Source organism: Streptomyces sp. NPDC007901 (assembly GCF_042959465.1).
Lineage (GTDB): Bacteria > Actinomycetota > Actinomycetes > Streptomycetales > Streptomycetaceae > Streptomyces.
In genome coordinates this window covers 262,484-284,782 of sequence record NZ_JBIBKW010000004.1, presented here as the reverse complement: position 1 = coordinate 284,782, position 22,299 = coordinate 262,484, and the positions used below count along the sequence as shown (strand labels likewise).

Here is a 22,299-nt window from a genome sequence, read left to right as displayed (position 1 = left end):
TCCGTGTCCGCCCCACTTCTATAGTTACCCCTGAATGTGCAATTATCTTGGGTATGAACTTCGGCGGACCAGACGATCTGGCCTTCTTCCACCCTGCGCCGGTGGCGGTCCTCGGCGACAGGTACGAACTGCGGCTCCTGCTCGGCTCCGGAGGCATGGCCGAGGTGCATCTCGCGCACGATCTCCGGCTCGACCGCATCGTCGCGGTGAAGACTCCGCGCACCGACCTCGCCCACGATCCGGCACTCCAGGAGCGGTTCCGGCGGGAGGCCCAGTCCACCGCCTCGCTCAACCACCCGGCCATCGCCGCCGTCTACGACACGGGCGAACACTTCTCGTACGGGGCGCAGTTGCCGTACCTCGTGATGGAGTACGTCGACGGCACCACTCTGCGCGAGGCCCTGTACTCCGGACCGCCGCTGACCGTCGAACGCGCCTTGGAGATGACGGCCGGCGTCCTGGAGGCGCTCGCCCATTCCCACCAGCAGGGCATCGTGCACCGGGACATCAAGCCGGCCAACGTCATGGTGACCTGGTCCGGTCAGGTCAAGGTCATGGACTTCGGCATCGCCCGTGACGCACGGGACGTCGGCATGACCCAGACCTCCCTGGTGATCGGCACCGCGCAGTACCTCTCCCCGGAACAGGCGATGGGACACGCCATCGACGCCCGTTCCGACCTGTACTCGGTGGGTTGTCTCCTGTACGAACTCCTCACCCTGCGCACGCCGTTCACCGGTGATTCGCCGATGGCGGTGATGTACCAGCACGTCCAGGAGGAACCGCGACCGCCGAGCCTCTACAACCCCGGGGTCGGACCGCGGGTCGACACAATCGTCCTACGGGCCCTCACGAAGGACCCCGCGTATCGCTACCAGTCCGCACGGGAGATGCTCGCCGACGTCGAGGCCAGCCTCCAGGCGCAGACCGTCCCGGACCGGGGGTTCGACGGCGGCGACGAGGAGCCCGGCGGCGATGACGCGGCGGAGAGCGGTCGCCGCAGAGGCAGAGCCGCGCTGATCGGGATGGGTGTCGCGGTCGTCGTCGCGGCACTCGCGCTCGGCTGGTTCATGTTCGGGCGCGGCACGGCCGACGACGGCAAGGCGGGCGTACCCGATCTCGTCGGCCAGACCCTGGAGGAGGCCCGGCGCACGGCGGACAACGTCGGGCTCACGCTCACCGTCACCAGGCAGGAGCCCTGCGCGGACCAGCCCAAGGGACACATCTGCGAGCAGACCCCACTGGACGGCCGGCTCGACAAGGGGGAGGCGGTGTCGGTCACCGTCTCCACCGGCGCGCCGAAGGTCGAGGTGCCGGACGTCACGGACAAGGACGAGGACGACGCGTCCCGCATTCTGGAGGACAAGGGCTTCAAGGTGAAGCTCCGGCACAAGGTGTCCACCGAGGACGCCGGGACCGTCCTGGAGCAGGACCCGGCAGGCGGGAGCGTCGAGAAGGGCACCGAGATCACCCTCACGGTGGCCAAGGAGGCCGAGAAGGCCACGGTTCCCGACCTCACCGGCAGCACCCTGAGCGAGGCCCGCAAGCTGCTCGCCGAGCACGACCTCGAGCTGGGCGACAGCACCGAGGTGGACAGCAGCGCCACGGCCGGGACCGTCGTCGAACAGAGCGCCGCCGCGGGAGATGAGGTCAAGCCCGGTTCGTCGGTCGACGTCCGGATCGCCAAGTCGGTGCAGACCGTGCAGATTCCGGCGGACATCCTCGGCAAGACCCTTGCCGAGGACCAGAACGAGCTGGGTGACCTCGGCCTCCGGGCGACCGTCGCCTCCGGGTACTCCCAGGCCTCCGACGCCGTGGTCACCTCCAGCACCCCGGCGGCCGGGAGCGAGGTCGAGGCGGGCAGCACGGTGGCCGTCGTCACCGAGGAGGCCCAGGACGCGTCGTCGGAAGACGGGACGCCCGCCGACGGCACGGCTACGACGCCGGGGGCGACGGACGGCGGCCAGTGAGACGTCGCTGACACCACCGGACAGTAACGAGCCCTCAACCGGCCATGCGCGGTTGAGGGCCCTTTGCTGTCTTCCTTGGGAAGGTCACTCATTCGACGACCGGGTCCAGGGTGTCGGGGAGTGAACGCTCGAAGGGCTCCCGTACCTCGGCTCGGAACTCCTCCGGGGCGTGTTCCGACGTCCCATCGGTGATCTGGTGACGGGGCTCAGCGAGAGCGCATCTCGCCACCGGCCCAGGCCGAGCAGCGCCACGCCAACCATCCACAGCGCCACACCCGGCACTCAACCGCGCGGTGTCTCTTCCCAGCCCCCCGCACCTGCCCCGCCCCTCCCCGAACGGCTTGATCACCAGCTCCCCGACGCTGAGGTCACCTCGGAGGTCCGTTGAACTCCACCCCAGCCACCCGGGACGGACAGCAAAAAGGGGACGGTGCCGGGTGTCCCCTCCGGCACCGTCCCGGGGCCGTGCGCCGCTCAGGCACAGCCCGTCATGGGGGTGGAGGAGGCCGGAATCAGGTTCCGGCCTCCGGCGTACGGGGCTCAGGCGCCCACGGTCTCGGTCTGCGCCTCGGTCGCCGGCGTCCCTTCTTCCGCACCGTGCTGGGTGGTGTGCTTGCGGCCGGGCAGGACGGCGATGACGATCAGGGTTCCGGCGGCCATGATGATGCCGCCGATGAGGCTGGTGTGGGCGATGGCGTGGGCGAAGGACTCGTGCACCGCTCCCAGCAGGGTCTGGGCCTGCTCGGCGCCGCCCTGCGGGTTCTTGGCGACGTGTTCGGCGACCGCGATGCCGCCGCCGACGGAGTCCTTGGCGGTGTCCATGGCCTCGGCGGGGAGGTGGCCGCCGACCAGGTCGGTCAGCTTGTCCTTGTAGGACGTGGCCAGCAGGGAGCCGAGGATGGCGATGCCCAGCGAGGCGCCGAGTTCCAGGGCGGTGTCGTTGGCGCCGCCGCCGACGCCCAGCTCCGACTCGGGAAAAGAGCCCATGATGGTGTCGGTGGCGGGGGACAGGCTCAGGCCGATGGCGAAGCCGAGCAGCAGCAGCGAGGCCACGAAGTCGGTGTAGGTGGAGCCGGAGTCGATCCGGGTGAGCAGGAAGACGCCCACGGTGCCGATCACCATGCCGGTACCGACCACCAGCTTCACGCCCAGCCTGGGAGCCAGCTTGCCGGTGACTGCGGCACCGACGAACACGGATCCGGCCAGCGGCAGCAGGCGGATGCCGGTCTCCAGGGCGTTGTAGCCGAGGACGAACTGCAGGAACTGGGTGGAGTAGTAGATCGAGCCGAAGGTGCCGAAGAAGAAGAACAGCACGGCCATCATCGAGCCGCCGAAGGGACGCTCGGTGAACTTGCGCACGTCCAGCATGGGGTTGGGGTGCTTCAACTCCCAGGCCACGAAGGCCAGCAGGCCCACGCCGGCGACGACGGCCGCGGTGATGGGACCGGTGCCCCAGCCGAAGTGCGGGCCCTCGATGACCGCGTAGACCAGGCAGCCGACCGACACGATCGACAGCAGACCGCCGCCGTAGTCGATCCGCCCCATGCCCTCCGCCTTCGACGGCGGCACGAGCAGCAGCGCGCCGATGACACCGAGGACGGCGATCGGGACGTTCACCAGGAAGGTGGAGCCCCAGGCGTGGTTCTCCAGCAGCCAGCCGGCGGTCAGCGGACCGACGGCGATGGCGAGGCCGGAGGTCGCGGACCAGGCGGTGATCGCCCTGGCGCGCTCGGCGCGCGGGAACATCGCGACCAGCAGCGACAGGGTGGCCGGCATGACGACGGCGGCACCGACACCCATGATCGCGCGGGCGGTGATGACGAGGTTGGTCTCATCGACCAGGCCACCCATCACCGAACCTCCGGCGAAGATCAGCAGGCCGAGGACGAGCGCGCCGCGGCGGCTGTACTTGTCGCCGATCGCGCCCAGCACCAGCATCAGCGCGGCGTAGGGGACGGTGTAGCCGTCGATGACCCACTGCAGGTCACTGCTGCTCAGCCCCAGGTCCTTGGTCATGTCGGGGGCGGCCACGATCAGTGACGTGTTCGCCATGACGACGATCAGCAGGCTCAGGCACAGGACCAGCAGGGCCCACCAGCGCCGGTGGTAGGGCTCCGTCATCTTCTCGACGGGTGTGTTCGGAAAGAGCGGCATGGTCGGGCTCCTCGGCAGGGGGTGAAGCGGTGGCTTCGGGGGCGGAATCGATGGGAGTGGCGCAGGCGAGGCCAAGAGGGGGCTCGGCACCAGGGGCAGCTAATTGCCCGTTGATGTGCAGACTAGTTTATTGCTCGTCGATGTGCAACTATCGAGTCGCCCTCCCCCCCGTCTGCCGGAGGTTCGACATGATCCACGCACACCTGACAGCCGCCCCGGAACGCAGCCGAACCCTGCTCACACGGGCCCGCATCCTCGAAGCGGCCCGGCAGGAACTCGGCCGTGACCCCGACAGCAGCCTCGGTGACATCGCCGAGGCGGCAGGGGTGGTGCGCCGTACGGTCTATGGCCACTTCAACGGCCGGGCCGCACTGATGGAGGGGCTGGTGGAGGAGGCCACGTGGGCCTTGCGGCAGGCGCTCGCGGCTCCCCGCCCGCCGGTGGCGGACGCCGTCACGGAGCTGGCGCGCTTCGTCCTCGCGGTGTGGCCCGTCGGAGATCGCTACCGCATCCTGCTCCGCCTCGCCCCCCAGGACCTCGGGGCCGATCGGCTCGCTGAAGTCCTGGCCCCCGCGCGGGACATGGCGGAGGCGATCATCTCCCGGGGGCAGCGGCAGGGCGCCTTTCAGACCGGCGCACCCCCGGTCGTCCTGACCCGGGCACTGGAGGGGTACCTGCTGGGGCTGCTGGACTGCGTGAACAGCGCGGTCTGGAGCGACGACGGCACCGGCACCGCGACCGCCGCCCTGATCGCGATGGGCGTGGCCGGAGACAGCGCTGCGGCGTGCGTCCACGGGCTGGTCCGGCCCGCGGGCGACGCCGCGTAGGCGCACTTCCCAAGCATCACTCGAAGAGGAGAACCATGTATCAGTCCCACCGCGACGAGGAATACGTCGCCGAGCCCTGCTACGGCGACGGCTCCGTGTACGTGAGCCCCCCGACCCGGACCAGGCGGCGCATCATTATCGTCGCTGTGTCCCTGGTGGCCGTGCTGGTCGGCGGAGTCGCGGTCGACCGGATCGCCGCAACTCGCGCGGAGAGCCGTACGGCCAAGGCGTTCCAGGACGGCATGGGAACCGCCGATCGGCCATCGGTGCACGTCAGTGGCTTTCCCGTACTGAACCAACTGGCTGCGGGCAGCCTGGACCATGTCGACCTGACCGCCCACGACATTCCGGCCGGCGGCAGCACCCGGCCGCTCCCGGTGACGAAGCTGACGGTCGGGATGGACGGGCTGAAGACCTCGGGGAGCGCCGACGAGGCTCACGCGGACAGCGTCACGGCGACCGCGTTCCTGTCGTACGCGGACGTGTCGAGTGCGCTCGGCGTGCAGGTGTCACAGGGGGACGAGGCGGGCCGGGTCGACGCGACCGCGAGTCTGCCGATTGTCGGCGACGTGACCGTGAGCGCGGCCGTCTCGGCGGCCGGCGGCAACCGCATCGCCTTCACGGACGTACGCACGGAGCAGGGTGAGCTGCTCCCTCCGCTGAAATCACTGCTCGACAAGGCCCTGGACGAGCCCATACCGCTGCAGAACGTGCCCCAAGGGCTCCGGCTGCGGTCGGTCACCACCACCGAGGACGGAATCGACGCCCGCTTCACAGGCCGCTCGGTCACGTTCCGCCCGGACTCGTCGTCCGCGTGAGGTCAGGCGGCGTCAGGCAAGGGGCGTCGGGCGACCTCGTGCGCTTCGTCCGCCGGCAGGCCCAGCATCCGCAGGACCATCTCGGCGAGGTTCATCGCGGCCTCGTCGCCGTCCACCTCGGGGCGGGCGAACCGCAGTTCCACCAGGGACAGCAGGGCGCCGCCCAGTGCGGACAGGGCGACCATGGGGTCGACGGGCGTGAAGCGGCCGGAGGCGATGCCGACCTGGAGATCGCGCAGGGCGCGTCGGGCCAGTCCCTTGCCCGAGTGGATGTGCGCGAGGCCACGGCGGCGCAGGACCTGCATCAGCTCCGGGTGGGAGTCGGCCATGCGGGCACTGAGCCGGAAGCCGCCCGCGACCCGCTCCGCCGGGTCGTCGATCCCCGTCAGACGCTCGTCGAATTCCTGCCCGAACTCCTCGAGGGCGTCGATCACCGCCGCCTCGAACAACTCCGCCTTGGAGTCGAAGTGGTTGTAGAAGGACCCGAAGCCCACGTCCGCGCGCTCGGCGATCGCCTGGATACTCGCGCTGGTATCGCCGCTTTCGGCAAGGATCTGCCGGGCCGCTCGCACGAGAGCTCCACGGGTCTCTGCGCGACGTCGCTCGAACCGGTTGCTGGGCGGGGCTGACGTAGACATGCGCAGAAGTCTAACGGTTACCCCATGTAGATCGCAGTCCTGATGGATTCATCATTTCCTGCGGCGAACGTCTTGACGACGGAACTGTCACAGTTGATGATTTCCTCATTACGGCAATGTTGCTCGGAGGGCACCATGTCTGAAACACGCGTCAACGGGGACGTCATCACGGCCCACCAGGACCTCCACAGTGAGCAGGGCGCCCTGCGCGGCGAACACCCTGGCCGCTCCCGGAACCCCGTGATCAAGGTGGCGGACCTGGCCTGGCTGGAGTTCGAGAAGCCCGACCTGGACCGGGCGGAGGTCTTCGCCCGCGACTTCGGCTTCGGCGTCGCCGCCCGCACCGAGAGCGAGCTGTGGCTGCGGGGCACCTTCGCGGGCTCGCCCTGCATGGTGATCCGGCGTGGTCGTACGTCCCGCTTCATCGGTCCGGCGTTCCGCGCGGCCGAGCGGGGTGACCTGGACCGGCTGGCCCGCGCCACCGGATCGTCCGTACGAGAATCCGACGTGCCCGGCAGCGGGAAGGTGGTCGACCTGCTCGACCCGTCCGGCTTCCCGGTCCGGGTCGTGCACTGCGGCGAACAGCTCCCCGCACTGCCGGAACAGCAGCCGCTGCTGCTGAACTTCGGCACGGATCACCGTCGTACCAACGCCACCCAGCGGCCGCCGCGCGAGCCGTCCCGCATCCAGCGGCTCGGCCACGTGGTGCTGGAGACACGGGTGTTCGGCCGGGCCCTGGACTGGTACCTGGACACCCTCGGGATGATCGTGTCCGATTTCCTGTTCCTGGACGGGCAGCGCGGGCGCGGGTCGACGATGGCGTTCATCCGCTGCGACCTGGGCAGTGTGCCGGCCGACCACCACACCCTCGCGATGCATCTGGGGCCGGGGACGGGGTACGTCCACTCCGCCTACCAGGTCACCGACCTCGACTCCATCGCCACCGGCGGTGAATACCTCAAGGAGCGCGGATACAAGCGCAGTTGGGGCATCGGCCGGCACATCCAGGGCAGCCAGCTCTTCGACTACTGGCGCGACCCCGACCACTTCATGCTGGAGCACTTCGCCGACGGCGACCTGTTCTCCTGCGACGTCGAGCCCGGCTGGGCGCCCATGTCGACCAGCGGCCTCGCCCAGTGGGGCCCGCCGGCCACCCGCGACTTCCTCGGCGCGAGCCCCTCCCCGCAGCGGCTCCGCGATGTCATCGAGGCCCTGCGCGGCGACAACGAGATGGACCCGGCCCGACTGTTCGGCCTGCTCAAGGCCGCCAACTCCTGACCCCGCACGCGAATCCCCCGCACGCGAATCACCCTCACGAAGGCACTGACATGAGCACCAATGTCCTGCGCACCGCCGACGGCTGGTGGGTCGTCCTCGGCGACCGGGCCGTCCCGGTCGACACCAAGGCCGCCACCACCGCCGAACTGCTCGCCGACCGCGACGCCGTCCGTGAGGCCGGCGTCTCCGATGAACCGGGCACGCCCATCGCCGACCTGGTCGCGCTCTCGCCGGTGACCACGCCCTGCCGGGTGGTCGCCCAGATGGTCAACTACCGCAGCCACGCCCGTGATTCGGGTTTCAAGGGCGATGTCCCGCCCACCTTCTTCCGCAAGGCGTCCGGCTCGGTCAGCGGCCCGGGCGACGCCGTCGTCCGCCCCTCCCACGTGAAGTTCCTCGACTACGAGATCGAACTCGGCCTCGTCATGGGCGCGCCCCTGCCCGTCGGCACCGTCGTCGAGGAGCGGGACCTGCCGTCGTACGTCGCCGGACTGGTGATCACCAACGATGTCAGCGCCCGTGAGGTGCAGCTGACCAAGACGCAGTTCTACGAGAGCAAGTCGTACCCCACCTTCACGCCGACCGGTCCGTACCTGTCGTTGCTGGAGCCGGAGGACTTCACCCATCTCCTGGACCTGCGGCTGAAGTTGAGCGTCAACGGCGAGCTCCGCCAGGACCGCACCCTCGCCGACATGATCGTCCGCCCGGCCCAGGCACTCACCCTGCTGGCCCGCTTCCAGACCCTGGACGCCGGCGACCTGCTGCTCACCGGCACCCCCGGCGGCACGGCCCTGAAGGCCCCGCCGAAGGCCGTCGAGAAGATCGGCGCGCTGCTGCCGCCCGCCGTGAAGTGGAAGGCCTTCTTCAAGAGCCAGGCCAAGAACCCGCACTACCTGAACCCGGGCGACGTGATCACGGCGACGATCGCGACCCCCGACGGCCGCATCGACCTCGGCGAGCAGCGCACGCCCGTCGCGGACGCGAACTAATACCCGAGGTGAGCCGCACATGACCGTCGATGAAGCCGCACGTGTGCCCGTCGTGATCGTCGGGGCCGGACCGGTGGGCGTGACCGCCGCCCTCCTCCTGGCCCGGCGCGGAGTCCGCACGGTCGTCCTCGAACGCCACCAGGACGTCTACCCGCTCCCCCGCGCCGTCGCAGGCGACGACGAGATCCACCGGATCCTTCAGGCTGCGGGCGTCGGTGAGGAGTTCGCCGCCATCGCCCGCCCGGCGAAGGGGCTGCGGCTGCTGGACGCCCGGCACCGGGTGATGGCCGAGTTCCGGCGCTCCCCGCAGGGGCACCACGGGTATCCGCAGACCAGCATGTTCGACCAGCCCGAGCTGGAACGCCTACTGCGTGACGCCGTGGCCCGGCGCCCGGAGTGCGAACTGCGCGGTGGCGTGGAGGTCACCGGCGTCGGCCCGGACTCCACCGGCACCGTCCGTGTGACCTACCGCGACGAGGAGGGTGAGCACGAGCTGTGGGCCGACGCGGTCCTCGGCTGCGACGGCGCCAACAGCCTCACCCGCGAGGCGATCGGCGGCGTGTGGGAGGACCTGCGCTTCGAGGAGCGCTGGAAGGTCATCGACGTCGACACGACGGGCCCCGTGCGCTGCTGGGAAGGCGTCGACCAGGTCTGCGACCGGGCCCGGCCGGCCACCTTCATGCGCGTGAGCGAGAACCGCTACCGCTGGGAGTTCCGGCTCGGGGAAGGGCAGGAGACGGTCCGTGAGCTGATCGCTCCGTGGCTGCCGCCCTCGTACGACGGGGACTTCGATGTCGTACGCGAGACGCAGTACACCTTCCGCGCACGCGTCGCCGACCGCTGGCGCAGCGGACGGGTCTTCCTGCTCGGCGACGCCGCCCACCTCACCCCGCCGTTCATCGGACAGGGTCTGTGCTCGGGGCTGCGGGACGCCTACAACCTCACCTGGAAACTCGCCCGTGTCCTCCAGCAGGGCGGCGACGAACGGCTGTTGGACACCTACGAGAGCGAACGCAGGCCGCACGCCCGGCATGTGGTCCGGCTCGCGGTCGCGATGGGCTGGGCCATGACCGGCGGCCAGGACGGCGCCGCCGCGATCCGCCGACGGGCGCTGGCCGCCGCCTGCCGGATACCCGGTCTGACCGAGCTGGCCGGCCGCGACCTCAGCCCGCCCCTCACCGCCGGGCCCCTGGTGCGGCGCGGGGTCCGCCGACGCCTGGCGGGCACGCACTGTCCGCAACCGTGGGTGAGCGTCGGCGGACGGCGTACCCGTCTCGACGAGCTGCTCGGCGACTCCTTCACCGTGCTGACCGCCTCCGAACCCGGCCCCTCCCTGACCGCGCTCGCGCACGGTCTCGGCGTGCACGCGGTCTCGGTGGACGGCCTCGGCGACGACGGCACCCTCGCCGCCTGGCTGTGCGCCGGACGCGCGGACGCAGTCCTGCTGCGGCCCGACCGCGTCGTGATGGACGTCGTCCCGGCCGGCGGCCGCGACTTCACGTCGACCGCCGCCTGGGCCTCCCTGCTGCACACCACGCGAAGCCCTGTCCCTTCCGAACGGACGGCCCCGAAACACCTGTTGAGGAGTACGACGCGATGAGTACGCCCTTCTTCACCCCCGATCCGCAGACGGCGGCCGCCAGCCGCATCGCGGACTTCGCCCGGCGTCAGGGCATCGACCCGGACGACTACGCCGCCCTGCACCGCTGGTCGATCACCGACCTGGAGGGTTTCTGGGGCGCGGTGTGGGAGTACTTCGACATCGACGCCGACACCCCCTACGAGCAGGTCCTGGCCGCGCAGACCATGCCCGGCGCCCAGTGGTTCCCCGGCGCCACCCTCAACTACGCCCACCACGCCCTGCGTAACCTCGCCGACGACGACGTGGCGATCCTCGCCCTCGGCGAGACCGGCTGCGGGTACGAGGTGACCGGCGGGCGGCTGCGTGAACTGGTGGCCTCCGTCACCGCCACCCTGCGCGACCTCGGCGTCGGCAAGGGCGACCGGGTCGTCGGCTATCTGCCCAACACCCCGCACGCCATCGTCGCGTTCCTCGCCGCCGCGAGCCTGGGCGCCGTCTGGTCCGTGTGTGGACAGGATTACGCCCCCAAGGCCGCCGCCGACCGGTTCGCCCAGCTCGAACCCACCGTGCTGATCGCCGCCGACGGCTACCTCTTCAACGGCACCACCCATGACCGCCGCGACGCCGTCCTCGAACTCGCCCACGCCCTCCCCACGTTGAAGGCGACCCTGCTGGTGGACCACGTCGGCCTGCCGTGGCCGGCGCAGGCGTACCCGTCCCTGGTCGTCCCCTGGGAGGACGCCTCGACCCGCACCGAGGAACTCACCTGCGTACCGGTCCCGTTCGACCATCCGCTGTGGGTCGTCTTCTCCTCCGGCACCACCGGCCTGCCCAAGGGTATCGTCCACGGCCACGGCGGCGTCCTGCTGGAGCACCTCAAAACCCTGAGCCTGCACTCGGACTTGGGCCCCGGCGACCGCCTCCTGTGGTACACCACCACCCACTGGATGATGTGGAACCTGGTCGCCTCCACCCTCCTCACCGGCGCCACCACCTGCACCTACGACGGCAGCCCGGCGCCCTTCGCCAAGCTCGACGTGCTGTGGGAACTGGCCGCCCGCCACCGTGTCACCGTCTTCGGCACCAGCCCCCAATACCTGCTGGGCATGGCCAAATGGGGCATCGACCCGTCCGCGCACGACCTCTCCTCGATCCGCGTCGTCGGCTGCACGGGCTCCGCCCTCCCCGCCTCCGCCTACCCCTGGGTGCGCGACCACGTCGGCGAGCACGTCCTGCTGGCCTCCATCAGCGGCGGCACCGACATCGTCTCCGGCTTCGCCGGCAGCGCACCCAACACCCCGGTCTGGGCAGGCGAGTTGTCCGCGCCGCACCTGGGCGTGGCGCTGGCCGCGTACGACGCCGAGGGCTTCCCCGTCGTCGACCAGGTCGGCGAGCTGGTCGTCACGCGCCCCATGCCGTCGATGCCGCTGTACTTCTGGAACGACCCGGAGGGCACCCGCTACCGCGACGCCTACTTCTCGGCGTACCCCGGGGTGTGGCGACACGGCGACTGGATCACGGTCACGGGGCACGGCTCGGTGATCATCCACGGCCGCTCCGACTCGACGCTCAACCGCAACGGTGTACGGCTCGGCAGCGCCGACATCCATGATGTCGTCGAACGTCTCCCCGAGATCGCCGAGGCCCTGGTCATCGGCGCGGAGGAGCCGGACGGCGGCTACTGGATGCCGCTGTTCGTGGTCCCGGCGGCCGGGGTGACCCTGGACGACACCCTGCGCGAGAAGATCCGCGACGCCGTCCGCACCGGCGCCTCACCCCGCCACGTCCCCGACGAGATCCTCGAAGTGCCGGGCATCCCGCACACCCGCACCGGCAAGAAGCTGGAGGTCCCGATCAAACGACTGCTCCAGGGCGCCCCGGTCGAGCAGGTCGTCAACCCCGCCACCGTGGACAGCCCCGACCTCGTCGACCACTACGTCCGGCTGGGCGCCGAGCGCCGCAAGGGCAGGTCCGCCTCATGACCACCGTGCTCGCCGTCACCCTGTCCCTGGTCTTCCTCCCGCTAGGGCTGGCGAAGCTGGCCTCGGCGCCGTTCATGCGCCAGGCGGCGGCCCATCTCGGCATGTCGGTACGGCTCTACCGCGTCGTCGGCGCGATGGAGGTGGCCGGGGTCGCCGGTCTGCTGACGGGGCTGACCTGGACGCCGCTGGGCGTGGCAGCCGCGACAGGCCTCGCCCTGCTGATGGCCGCGGCGGCGGTGATCCACCTGCGCCACGGTGACCCGCCGGTCCGGGCCGTCCCGGCCGCCGTACTGGCCCTGATCTCCTTGACATACGCGGCAACGGCGATGACCGCTGGCTGACGCGTCCTGTACGGCCGGGCACGGGCGGCCCCCTGTGAGGGTGGCGGCCGCCCCTCCCGGCTCCGCGCGGGCTGCCATCGCACACCGGCCTCCCCCCGAGACCGGGGTGGCCCGCACCGACGTCCGGGGCCTGCGAGACGCTGGGCTCGACAGGCCTCGGACGTGCTTAAAGTGTGTTGCAGAAGGCCGTGAACAGGGCATCTACGTTGTATGGCTGGGGTGTTGAGGGCCGAGCGGGTGTGGGTGGAAGCGTCCAGGGGGCTGCGGATCGATCAGTTCGGGCGGTTGCTGCGGGCGGTGCGTGCGCGTGGTGGGGATGGCTGTGGATGGGGGCGGCCGTGGCGGCTGCCGCTGGCCGAGCGGGTGCTGCTGGTGGCGGTCTACTACCGCACGAACCTGACCATGCGGCAGCTGGCCCCGCTGTTCGGCGTCTCGCCGGCCACCGTCTGCCGGGTGATCCAGCGCCTTGGCCCGCTGCTCGCGCTTGAGCCCGTCCGCGCTCCGCAGGATGCCATCGAGCGGTTGTGGATCGTGGACGGCACCCTCATTCCGGTCCGCGACGGCACGGTGGGCACGTCCTCACGTAACTACCGCTTCTCGGCGAATGTGCAGGTCATCGTGGACGCGGACACGCGCCTGGTGGTGGCTGCCGCCCGGCTGGTGCCGGGCACGACCCGGATGCGAAAGCCTGGCGGGATTCGCGTCTGGCCGAGCAGTGCCAGGGCGTCACCGTGCTCGGCGACGGCGCCTGCATCAACATCGGCCTGATCGTCCCGCACCGCAAACGGCCCGGCCGGCCGCTGCTCAAGGGCGAGAAGGAGGACAACGCCGCGCACCGCAAGGTCCGCGCCCGCGTAGAGCACGTGATCGGCCGGATGAAGAACTACAAGATCCTTCGTGACTGCCGGCAACGCGGCGACGGCCTCCATCACGCCGTCCAGGCCGGCGCCCGCATGCACAACCTCGCCCTCGCCGCATGACCGGATGCGTCAACAGTCCAGATCAGGCTGCCTGTTCACGGCCTTCTGCAACACGCTTTGAGAGGGGAGAGCCGGCGTGACATATCCCGAACGGCGCGCGAATTCGCTCAGCCCCAGCCGTTCCCGCTTCCCGAGGGAGAAGGCGAGGGTCCGGGTGAAGAAGTCCTGCAGCATCGGGGCGGTGAAGGGCTCCCAGACGGCCACCCGGTCGGCAAGCTCGCGGGACTCACTCCGCGCGAGGCCGCGCGCGGCCAGCAGACTGCGGTGCACCATGCCGACGATGTCCGGCCGCCGCGCCGCTGTCTCCTTCCGTACCGCCCACACGGCCAGTACGAAAGGCAGCCCTGACCAGCGTCTCCACAGCTCACCCAGGTCGTACGCCCGAACGCCGGGAGAGACGGGCCGGTTCATCGTCGCCGCCAGGGCGGCGTCCCCGGTCACAACGGCGGCATCGGCAGAATCCAGCATGACCTCAAGATCAGGCGGCCGCGTCACATACCTCGGAGTGACCCCGTAGTGCTGCTCCAACAGCAGCCGGGACATCTGTGCGGAGGTGGGACTGGTCGTGGCGAGTGCGACCGTGCGGCAATCCAGCGCGCTCAGCGGCACTTTCGTGACGATCGCACAGGACTGGATCGGCCCGTCACTTCCGACGGCGATGTCGGGCAGCATCACGAGGTCATCGCTGTGCCGCAGATACTCGACCAATGAGATCGAGCTGACGTCCAGGTCGCCGGAGAGCAACCGTTCCGTCAGCCGGTCGGGTGTGTCCTGGACAAGGTCGATGTCCAACAGGGCGGTGCTCCGCGCCAAGCCCCAGTACAGGGGCGTGCATGTCAGGAATGCACTGCGCCCGACCCGCGGTCGCCTCGTCGGTTGACGGATCTGGCTGGAGGACGTCATGCAGATCATCTTAAGTCCCGCTCCGAACGCCCGGCGGCGGTCTTCCTGCACCCCGGCTGCTAGTGCCCCGCACGTGCTGGACCGGTGTGTGGCCGAGGGCCGCAACGCCGCGAGGGCCAGCAGCGCCGCGGGCAGGGCGACGCCCGCCGTCAGCGCGATCACAACCGTCGACTTCTTCGTTCGTGGTGGCGGTCACAAGAACGCCGGCCGACGCCGCTCTTCGCTGCGGCGTACACACCGGGTTGAGCGAAGGCATCCGTCCGACGCCCACGTGACCGCCACCACGAACAGAGGATCGTCTGCCGCTCTACGAGAAGGCACCACGTGCCCGGGTGGGCGCAGGCATGACGAACCTGCCGTTCGAACAGTCCCGGGCCTCCTTCATCCGACTCTGACTGTGTGCGGCAATCGGCCCGAGCAGCTCGGCAGCCACGGGTCCTGGGTATGCCCCGCGGGACGGCGGCGGTCGCCGGCCGTCACGCCGCGGAACGCGTGTCTAGGAACGCAGGGTCCCGGCGGTCTCGATGAGCAGTTCTGCGATGGCCTTGGCTGACGGTGTCGGTGGATTGTCGCGCAGCCGGGTGAGCAGGATGCGGCGAACGGGGGCCGAGGGGCCCAGGTCGATGGTGGTGACATCGTCCCGCAGGCTGGCCAGGGCGAACCTGGGGGCGAGCGTGATGCCCAGGCCGACCGCCGCCATGGCCTGGGCTTCCTGGTAGTCGTGTGCCCGGTAGGCGATCTTCGGCTCGAAGCCGGCGGCACGGCAGCTACGGGTGAGCAGCTCGGCGACCGGGTGATCGCCCCGGACGATCCAGTTCTCCTCGGCCAGCTCCTCAAAACCGGCGGAGTGCCGGGCGGTGAGCGGGTGGCTGGTGGCGACGACCAGGCAGGTGTGGTCGTCCAGCAGATGGGTGACATCGAGGTTGGTCTCGTCCAGGCGCCGCCACGGGTAGTCCCACATCAAGGAAAGCTCGATCTCCCGGCTCTCGAGGAGGTCCATCAGGCCGGCGTTGCGGTCGCTGTGCACGGCCAGCTCAACCTGCGGGTACCGGGTGCGAAAGGCGGGCACGACGCGGGGCAGCAGGGATGCGGCGATGGTGGGGAAGGTACCGATGTGCAAGGTCCCGCTGTGCAGGCCCGCGATGTCATCGAGGGATCGGCGTGCGGCTCGCAACTGGCGATCGATCCGTGCGGCATGCTCGGCCAGAGTGCGGCCGGCCTCGGTGAGCGTGACGCCCCGGGGGTGCCGCGCGATCAGCGGCTGCCCGGCCTCCGCTTCCAGCCTGCTGATCTGCTGGGACACCGCCGAGGGCGTATAGCTCAGGGCGATCGAGGCCGCCGTGATGGAGCCCCGGCGAGCCACCTCGGCCAGCACCAGCATGCGGCGTACATCGAGGCTCATCGCGACCGCCTTAAGCATTTGTGAAAGCAGCTTCAATTTCTTTCGATTGTACTGATGGCGCTGCTGGCGCATCGTCGTACTGCCCGGCGGGCGGGCCGCGCAGCCGTCAACCCGCCCGCCGGGCCCTGGTGAAAGAGATTCAAGCTGCGGTCGCGTACGCACACAGTCCCTGATCCGTACGCCCCAGCCCCGAAAGGATCTCCGATCCGGGCATCTGCTGTCCGAACCCATGGGAGTACACATGACCGAGCAGTGGGACGTCGTCGTGGTCGGCGGCGGGAACGCCGGCTTCAGCGCGGCTCAGTCCGCCCGACAGCAGGGAGCACGGGTGCTGCTGCTGGAGAAGGCCCCCCGCCAGTGGGCCGGAGGCAACTCCTACTTCACTGCCGGGGCGATGCGCACCAGCCACGGCGGGCTCACCGACCTCACCTCGCTGGTCGAGCCACTTCCCGGGGGCCGTGCAGGACGCGTCGACCTCGCCCCCTACACCGAGGACGACTTTCTCGCCGACCTGACCCGGGTGACCCAGGGAAGGACCGATCCCGAACTCGCCCGGATCCTGGTCGGTGAATCCCGCGAGACGATGACCTGGCTGCGCAGCCTCGGCCTGCGATTCGAGCTCATGTTCCACCGGCAGGCTTACGAGGTGGACGGGCGCTACCGGTTCTGGGGCGGACTGGCCGTCGGCGTGGTCGGCGGGGGCAAAGGAATGATCGACCAGCACCTTGCCGCCGCCGATCGCAGCGGCATCGAAGTCCGCTTCGACAGCCCCGTCACCGGCCTGGCCACCGCAGCCGACGGCTCCGTTGGCGGCGTGATGGTCGCCGACGGGCAGCGCATCGATGCCGACGGCGTGGTACTCACCAGCGGCGGCTTCGAGGCCAACCCGCAGATGCGGGCCGGCTACCTGGGCGCGGGCTGGGACCTGGCCCTGGTGCGCGGAACCCCGTACAACACCGGCGAGGGCATCCGCATGGCCCTGGCGGCCGGCGCGCAACCCTACGGCCACTGGAGCGGCTGCCACGCGGTGGCCTGGGACAGCCAAGCCCGAGCGACCGGCGACCGGGAGCTGACCAACCAACTCACCCGCGGCGGCTACCCGTTCGGCATCGTGGTCAACGCCGAGGGCCGCCGGTTCGTCGACGAGGGAGCGGACTTCCGCAACTACACCTACGCCAAGTACGGTGCCGAGATCCTCAAGCAACCGGCAGGCGTCGCCTACCAGCTCTTCGACGCGACGTCCGCGCCGCTGCTGCGCCCCGAGGAGTACGCCTCGGCGGGCATCACCAGGGTGGAGTCCGACACCGTGGAGGGCCTGGCCAAGGAACTCGGCATGGACGAGGGCCGGCTGGCGGAGACGGTTGAGCGGTTCAACGCCGCCGTTGTCCCCGGTCGCTTCGACCCGACGGTCAAGGACGGCTGCCGGACCGAGGGCATCACCCCTCCCAAGTCCAACTGGGCCCAGCCGCTGACCACTCCTCCGTACGTCGCCTTCCCGGTGACCTGCGGCATCACCTTCACCTTCGGCGGGCTGCGGATCGACGCCGACGCGCGGGTGCTGGACCTGAGCGGCCGCCCCGTCCCTGGGCTGTACGCGGCCGGCGAACTCGTCGGCGGGCTCTTCTGGTTCAACTACCCTGGAGGCTCCGGCCTCACCGCCGGTTCGGTGCTCGGCAGGCGCGCCGGGCGCTCAGCAGCCGCCGCCAGGCGTTGACGGCGACGCCGCAACGGGTTGAATCACACGGTGTGTGGTAGATGCCGTGACCGCCTGCTTCGTCGATGAATTCGGCCCGCGCGCCCCAGCGGTTGCTGACGCACGGCTGTGGTGATGACGCACGAAGCCTTCCGAGGGGCCTGGATTCGTCCTTGAAAGCGCCTCTGAGCTGCATGTTTCCCGGGTGGGGTCAGACTGCATACCTTCCCGATGACGCGTCACCCGGAGTGCGTGGCGATCCATGAGTCGACCGCCAAGGCCCCTGACCTGCGGTTTGGGGAATTGTCCCTCGGTTCGACGACCTACTTCGGGAGTTGCCACGGGTGGACGTGGAGGGCATGCCTGAGCTGCGGTTTCCGGAGCTCCGAGTGGACGTCAAGTCCGATTCTGGTAGGGCCTCGTCCGGGCTCGGTGGGGAAGCCTTGACGAAGGAGGCGTCCGAGGCGAGCGCGGGTGACGTTGACCGATGCCTCGTCGATGGGCATGCCGAGGAGTTCGTACAGCTCACGGACCTGGCGGCCACCCGGCAAGTCATCGCCGAACTCGCACCGTCCCAAGAAGACTCCGATCGAGCACGGCCTGCTGCCGCTCGTTGAGGCCCCTGCGCATACGGTGCTCCCGTGGTTCCCTGGGCGTGCTGCCCCGGACACAATGCCCGTCGCTTTCGCAGGAATTCCGGGTGTCACGAGAGTACCTTCGTTCGGATGAGGCGTCCTGTGCGGCCCATTTACAGGTAGAACAGCTCCTCCTGGTGGTTCTCGACGATGTCGCGCCGCAGGATAGAAGAGACTGAGCGGCATGAACGTCCTGGGTCGTTTGGCGAGGCTGCCGACGAAGCAGTGAACGACGTGGTCCGGTGCGAGCATCCGGGTGAACCAGCGCTCGCGCAGCTCGCTTTCAGCACGTCGACGACAAGGCCGGCGGTGGTGGTCGGCCATCGAGTAGCGATGATCCATCGGGTAGCAGACCCCTGCTCATCTCAACCGTGCTGGATTCGTGCTGGGAAGGACGAGAGCGCCCGTGCTGGGGCTTGCACTGTCCAGATTCCCGCGGCGGCAGGAAGCGCGCCGGCGAACGGCCTCCGCACCCCTTTCGTGACCGTGAGGTCGAAGTGGATCAGCCGCCACCCGGCGTTTTCGGGTCCCCTGGCCTCATGCCTCCTCGGCGCCCTGGGGCCGGCATTGAGCCGTACTGGCTGCGCAGGCGGGCCTTGAGGATCTTGCCGGTGGCGTTGCGGGGCAGGGTGTCGACGAGGACGACCGATTTGGGGAGCTTGTACTTGGCGAGTCGGCCGGACAGGGAGTTCATGATGTCGTCGGGCGACACCTCGGCGCCCGCGCGGGGCACGACCAGCGCTCTGCCGACCTCGCCCCATCGTTCGTCGGGTACGCCGATCACCGCGCATTCGGCGACCGCGGGATGCTGGTGGAGGAGTTGCTCGACCTCGGCGGGGTAGACGTTCTCCCCGCCGGAGATGTACATGTCCTTGATCCGGTCGACGATCGTGACGTACCCCTCCTCGTCGACGGTGGCCGCATCTCCGGAGCGGAACCAACTTCCGTCCACGAAGGCGTCCTTGGTCGCTTCGGGCCACTGCCAGTAGCCCTTCATCACGTTGGGGCCCTCGATGATCACCTCGCCGACCTCGCCCGGTGCGACATCGGTGAGGTCGGGCCGCACCACGCGTACGTCGGTGAAGAAGCAGGGCGTGCCGGCCGAGCCGGCCTTGCGGATGCTGTCCCGTGCGCGCAGGCCCAGTGCGGCGGGGGCGGTCTCGGTCAGGCCGTACGCCTGGAGGAAGGTCAGGCCACGGTCCTGGTAGGTGTGGATGAGGGCCTTGGGGACGGGTGCCGCCGCGCACTGCAGGATCCGGACCGACGACAGGTCGGCCGTCGCCCACCGCGACGACCGGGCCATGGCCTGGTACATCGCGGGCACGCCGAACATCCTCGTCACCCGGTGCTCGGCGATGACGTCGAGCACCCGGTCCGGGTCGAAGCCGCGCATCAGCACCGACGTCCCCCCTTTGAGGAAGCCCGGCAGGAAGACGGTGTTGAGGGCGGCGGTGTGGAACATCGGTGCCACCACCAGAGCGACGTCGTCGGAGGCGATGTCCCCGTCCAGCAGCATGTTGAAGCAGTTCCAGGCGATGTTGGCGTGAGTCAGCATGACGCCCTTGGGACGGCCGCTGGTGCCGGAGGTGTACTGGATCATGCACACCTCGTCGAGGCCGACCGTCTCGTCCAGGGGGTCGTCGGGTGTGTTCGCCAGCAGCTCCTCGTACGCGCTGCCCAGCTCGACGTAGTGCTTCACCTCCACGTCGTCCCTCAACGCGTCCACGACATCGGTGAGTTCGGCGGCGTACAGCAGTACCGCCGCCCCCGCGTCCCTCAGGATGAAAGCCAACTCGGGTGCCGCGAGGCGGGTGTTGAGCGGTACGAAGACGGCGCCCAGCGCGTTCGCGGCGAACAGGGTCTCCGCCAGGGCCGGGTGGTTCGCGCCCAGGTAGGCCACCCGGTCGCCGTGGCCGACCCCCAGGGCACGCAGGGCATGAGCGAGCCGCGTCACGCGCGCGGCCAGCTCTGCGTAGGACAGGGATCCACCGTCGTGCACGACGGCGGTGGCCTCCGGTGCCATGCGGGCGCGCCGCGCGGGCCACGAGCCGAGCCCTTGATCGCGCATGGTGCGTCTTTCCTCTCTCAGATCTCTCAGAGCCAGTCGGGCCATGTGTAGTCGGCCGAGTCGTCGTGGTCCCGGCGGGGCGGCAACGGGGCGAGCCGCCCCCGGGAGAAGACGAGCGGCGAGACGCCGGTCTTCTCCACCCCGAGTTCCCGTACGCGGCCGAGGACGAAGTAGTGGTCGCCGAGGGTCCACACGTCGGCGATGTCGCAGTCGATCCAGGCGGCGACGCCCGCCAGGACGGGGCTGCCCGAGGGCGCGCCGCGCCACGGGTGGCGGTCGAAGACGTCGGGTGCCTTGGCGCTGACATCCCGGCACAGGCTCTCCTGGCCGGCGGCCAGCACGTTCACGCAGAAGGAGCCGCCGGCCATGATCCTCGGCCAGGTCGTGGAGGAGCGGCCGGGGAAGAACGCGACGAGCGGGGGATCGAGGGACACCGAGGTGAACGAGCCGATGACCATGCCGACCGGGGTGCCGTCGGGTTCCTTCGCGGTGACCACCGTGACACCGGTCGGGTAGTGGCCGAGCACGTGCCGGAACCGGCCGGGGTCGTCCGCCGGGCCGCCGCCGGGCGTCGTCGCGGCGGACGTCGACCGGTTCACGCCGGGTTCTCCACGCCGAGCAGAGAGCGGGCGTATCCCGTGGCAAACCAGCTGTGCTGGGCGTTGACGTGCGTCTTGTACGTGGCGACGTCGCGCAGGTACCGCTGCATGCGCTGGCCGTTCGCCAGCGCGCTGGAGCCGCTGGCCGAGGCCAGCATCTCGACGGCCTGGCAGGCGAGTTGGCCGGACTGCCGGGCCGTGAGGGACAGGGCCTGGTCGTCCAGGTAGGAGAAGGGCTCGCCCCCTGCCAGGCCCCGGGCCGCGTAGGCGGTGTAGTCGTCGGCGACCGACAGGATGATCCGCTGCGCGCTGTCGGCCAGGGCCGTGGCCAGGCCGAGGTTGCGCTGGTGTTCCGGATCGTGGCTGCGCGGCCTGAAGGGCGGCAGCGGGCTCTTCTTGGTGGTGATGATCCGCTGGTACTCGTCGATCGCGGCCCAGGCGGTGCCCGCCACGATCGAACACAGCTGGATGTTGAAGAACGTCATCAGCCGGCCCGCGTACATCGGGTTGCCGTGCAGTTCCACCCCCGGCCCGTCGGTGGCGTCGTTCGCCGCGACGTAGGTCCTGGACACGTACTCGTACGGTACGAGGACGTCCTCGGCCACGACGCTGTTGGAGCCGCTGCCGCGGAAGCCCAGGATCTCGCCCCAGTTGTCGAGCATCCGCCAGCCGGAGGGCACGAGCACCAGGCCCGGCGTGGGCATGCCGCCCTCCTCGTCGATGATGAGCACGCCACCCAGGAAGTGCGTGGAGACGTTGACTCCGGAGGCGTAGTCCCAGCGGCCGTTGACCAGGTACCCGTCGGGGGTCCTCGTCGCGGTGGCGCTCGGGGCCATCGGCAGCGGAGCCCGGAAGTCACCGTCCGGCCCGAACACCTCGCGCTGGGTGCTCTCGGGGAAGCGGCCGGCCACCACCAGGCTGTGGGAGGCGGCCAGACACAGGTTCCAGCCGCTGGACGGGCAGCCGCGGGCCACCTCTGTGACCATCCGGGAGTAGGTCCGCAGGCCGAACTCGTAACCGCCGAAGCGGCGTGGCTGGAGGGACCGGTAGAGACCCGCCTCCAGGAACGCCTTGTGCGTGTCCTCGGAGATACCGGTCCCTTGTTCGGTCTCGTCCTGATGATCACGTAGCCAGGCCCTCATGCCGGCGGCCCGGCGCACCAGTTCCTCCGGTGTCAGATCCGGCTCCGGCTGCGGAATCTCGATGATTATCTCGGCTGCCTCGGTTGTCTCGGACAATTCGCACCCCATCCGCTGTTGTTCTGGGTCGGCCTGAAGGGAGTGTTGGCGGCGCGGCGAAGGACCGTCCAATGCCGGTGGCTGTGGGCTTGATGAGTGCCGTGCATCACACCAGGTCGGAGGGGGTGACGGGAATGCCGCACATTTCTGCCTGGTGACGTGCGGGGAAGCGCGCTGTAACCTGGCGCGGACCACAACGCCG

16 protein-coding genes and 1 pseudogene are annotated in these 22,299 nt (G+C 69.9%); 10 read left to right on the top strand and 7 right to left on the bottom strand.

All coding sequences use genetic code 11. From position 1 onward, the window contains the following. The first annotated feature begins 53 nt into the window (after nucleotides 1–53). On the top strand, nucleotides 54–1,970 hold the full coding sequence (locus tag ACFZDK_RS15935) for a PASTA domain-containing protein (protein WP_390972900.1): 1,917 nt from the start codon (nucleotides 54–56) through the stop codon (nucleotides 1,968–1,970). A gap of 540 nt (nucleotides 1,971–2,510) precedes the next feature. On the opposite strand, the gene ACFZDK_RS15930 is transcribed toward ACFZDK_RS15935, so the two are convergent. Further along, nucleotides 2,511–4,124: an MFS transporter gene (locus tag ACFZDK_RS15930; RefSeq protein WP_390972898.1), complete on the bottom strand. Its 1,614-nt coding sequence runs from the start codon at nucleotides 4,122–4,124 to the stop codon at nucleotides 2,511–2,513. Nucleotides 4,125–4,312: 188 nt separating this feature from the next. Here ACFZDK_RS15930 and ACFZDK_RS15925 point away from each other — a divergent pair, with 188 nt between their 5' ends. Then, a complete protein-coding gene (locus tag ACFZDK_RS15925; protein WP_390972896.1) occupies nucleotides 4,313–4,951 on the top strand; it encodes a TetR family transcriptional regulator in 639 nt (212 codons plus the stop codon). A gap of 35 nt (nucleotides 4,952–4,986) precedes the next feature. Then, nucleotides 4,987–5,769 (top strand): LmeA family phospholipid-binding protein, encoded by a 783-nt coding sequence (locus ACFZDK_RS15920; RefSeq protein ID WP_390972894.1) that lies wholly within the window; start codon nucleotides 4,987–4,989, stop codon nucleotides 5,767–5,769. Nucleotides 5,770–5,771: 2 nt separating this feature from the next. Here ACFZDK_RS15920 and ACFZDK_RS15915 read toward each other — a convergent pair whose 3' ends face one another. After that, nucleotides 5,772–6,407 (bottom strand): TetR family transcriptional regulator, encoded by a 636-nt coding sequence (locus ACFZDK_RS15915; protein ID WP_390972893.1) that lies wholly within the window; start codon nucleotides 6,405–6,407, stop codon nucleotides 5,772–5,774. 135 nt (nucleotides 6,408–6,542) lie between these two features. On the opposite strand from ACFZDK_RS15915, the gene ACFZDK_RS15910 reads away from it, so the two are divergent. The 6 genes and pseudogenes from ACFZDK_RS15910 (at nucleotide 6,543) to ACFZDK_RS15885 (ending at nucleotide 13,559) form a co-directional block, all read left to right on the top strand. Further along, nucleotides 6,543–7,685 carry a VOC family protein gene (locus ACFZDK_RS15910; RefSeq protein WP_390972891.1) on the top strand — a complete coding sequence of 381 codons (1,143 nt, stop codon included), beginning with the start codon at nucleotides 6,543–6,545 and terminating at the stop codon, nucleotides 7,683–7,685. 50 nt (nucleotides 7,686–7,735) lie between these two features. Next, nucleotides 7,736–8,674: a fumarylacetoacetate hydrolase family protein gene (locus tag ACFZDK_RS15905; protein ID WP_390972890.1), complete on the top strand. Its 939-nt coding sequence runs from the start codon at nucleotides 7,736–7,738 to the stop codon at nucleotides 8,672–8,674. A 19-nt stretch (nucleotides 8,675–8,693) separates the two neighbouring features. Next, nucleotides 8,694–10,274 carry a bifunctional 3-(3-hydroxy-phenyl)propionate/3-hydroxycinnamic acid hydroxylase gene (locus tag ACFZDK_RS15900; protein ID WP_390972888.1) on the top strand — a complete coding sequence of 527 codons (1,581 nt, stop codon included), beginning with the start codon at nucleotides 8,694–8,696 and terminating at the stop codon, nucleotides 10,272–10,274. Beyond that, nucleotides 10,271–12,238 (top strand): acetoacetate--CoA ligase, encoded by a 1,968-nt coding sequence (locus tag ACFZDK_RS15895; RefSeq protein ID WP_390972887.1) that lies wholly within the window; start codon nucleotides 10,271–10,273, stop codon nucleotides 12,236–12,238. Before ACFZDK_RS15900 ends, ACFZDK_RS15895 begins: the two co-directional genes overlap by 4 nt. Next, entirely contained in the window at nucleotides 12,235–12,579 is a 345-nt protein-coding gene (locus tag ACFZDK_RS15890; protein WP_390972885.1) for a DoxX family protein, read from the top strand. Before ACFZDK_RS15895 ends, ACFZDK_RS15890 begins: the two co-directional genes overlap by 4 nt. A 210-nt stretch (nucleotides 12,580–12,789) precedes the next feature. Then, nucleotides 12,790–13,559, top strand: a pseudogene (locus ACFZDK_RS15885) (transposase family protein). 9 nt (nucleotides 13,560–13,568) lie between these two features. Here ACFZDK_RS15885 and ACFZDK_RS15880 read toward each other — a convergent pair. Together ACFZDK_RS15880 and ACFZDK_RS15875 are read right to left on the bottom strand one after the other, a co-directional pair. Then, nucleotides 13,569–14,624, bottom strand: coding sequence for an MqnA/MqnD/SBP family protein (locus ACFZDK_RS15880; protein WP_390972884.1), 1,056 nt, complete (start codon nucleotides 14,622–14,624; stop codon nucleotides 13,569–13,571). A gap of 334 nt (nucleotides 14,625–14,958) precedes the next feature. Then, the gene (locus tag ACFZDK_RS15875) at nucleotides 14,959–15,864 is read right to left on the bottom strand and encodes a LysR substrate-binding domain-containing protein (RefSeq protein WP_390972882.1); all 906 of its coding nucleotides are present in this window, start codon (nucleotides 15,862–15,864) and stop codon (nucleotides 14,959–14,961) included. A gap of 241 nt (nucleotides 15,865–16,105) precedes the next feature. Between ACFZDK_RS15875 and tcuA the strand changes: the two genes are divergently transcribed. Continuing rightward, nucleotides 16,106–17,578, top strand: a complete 1,473-nt coding sequence (gene tcuA, locus ACFZDK_RS15870) for an FAD-dependent tricarballylate dehydrogenase TcuA (protein WP_390972880.1) — start codon at nucleotides 16,106–16,108, stop codon at nucleotides 17,576–17,578. Between the two features lie 1,116 nt (nucleotides 17,579–18,694). Here tcuA and ACFZDK_RS15865 read toward each other — a convergent pair. The 3 genes from ACFZDK_RS15865 to ACFZDK_RS15855 are packed head-to-tail and all read right to left on the bottom strand — an operon-like array spanning nucleotide 18,695 to nucleotide 22,097. Beyond that, a complete protein-coding gene (locus tag ACFZDK_RS15865; protein ID WP_390972878.1) occupies nucleotides 18,695–20,260 on the bottom strand; it encodes a long-chain-fatty-acid--CoA ligase in 1,566 nt (521 codons plus the stop codon). Nucleotides 20,261–20,286: 26 nt separating this feature from the next. After that, a complete protein-coding gene (locus ACFZDK_RS15860) occupies nucleotides 20,287–20,859 on the bottom strand; it encodes a flavin reductase (protein ID WP_390972877.1) in 573 nt (190 codons plus the stop codon). Continuing rightward, a complete protein-coding gene (locus tag ACFZDK_RS15855) occupies nucleotides 20,856–22,097 on the bottom strand; it encodes an acyl-CoA dehydrogenase (RefSeq protein WP_390972876.1) in 1,242 nt (413 codons plus the stop codon). Before ACFZDK_RS15855 ends, ACFZDK_RS15860 begins: the two co-directional genes overlap by 4 nt. Nucleotides 22,098–22,299: the final 202 nt, after the last annotated feature.

Coding starts and splice junctions, on each gene's coding strand:
- ACFZDK_RS15935 (WP_390972900.1), top strand. CDS start 54: ATGAACTTCGGCGGACCAGACGATCTGGCCTTCTTCCACCCTGCGCCG.
- ACFZDK_RS15930 (WP_390972898.1), bottom strand. CDS start 4,124: ATGCCGCTCTTTCCGAACACACCCGTCGAGAAGATGACGGAGCCCTAC.
- ACFZDK_RS15925 (WP_390972896.1), top strand. CDS start 4,313: ATGATCCACGCACACCTGACAGCCGCCCCGGAACGCAGCCGAACCCTG.
- ACFZDK_RS15920 (WP_390972894.1), top strand. CDS start 4,987: ATGTATCAGTCCCACCGCGACGAGGAATACGTCGCCGAGCCCTGCTAC.
- ACFZDK_RS15915 (WP_390972893.1), bottom strand. CDS start 6,407: ATGTCTACGTCAGCCCCGCCCAGCAACCGGTTCGAGCGACGTCGCGCA.
- ACFZDK_RS15910 (WP_390972891.1), top strand. CDS start 6,543: ATGTCTGAAACACGCGTCAACGGGGACGTCATCACGGCCCACCAGGAC.
- ACFZDK_RS15905 (WP_390972890.1), top strand. CDS start 7,736: ATGAGCACCAATGTCCTGCGCACCGCCGACGGCTGGTGGGTCGTCCTC.
- ACFZDK_RS15900 (WP_390972888.1), top strand. CDS start 8,694: ATGACCGTCGATGAAGCCGCACGTGTGCCCGTCGTGATCGTCGGGGCC.
- ACFZDK_RS15895 (WP_390972887.1), top strand. CDS start 10,271: ATGAGTACGCCCTTCTTCACCCCCGATCCGCAGACGGCGGCCGCCAGC.
- ACFZDK_RS15890 (WP_390972885.1), top strand. CDS start 12,235: ATGACCACCGTGCTCGCCGTCACCCTGTCCCTGGTCTTCCTCCCGCTA.
- ACFZDK_RS15875 (WP_390972882.1), bottom strand. CDS start 15,864: ATGAGCCTCGATGTACGCCGCATGCTGGTGCTGGCCGAGGTGGCTCGC.
- tcuA (WP_390972880.1), top strand. CDS start 16,106: ATGACCGAGCAGTGGGACGTCGTCGTGGTCGGCGGCGGGAACGCCGGC.
- ACFZDK_RS15865 (WP_390972878.1), bottom strand. CDS start 20,260: ATGCGCGATCAAGGGCTCGGCTCGTGGCCCGCGCGGCGCGCCCGCATG.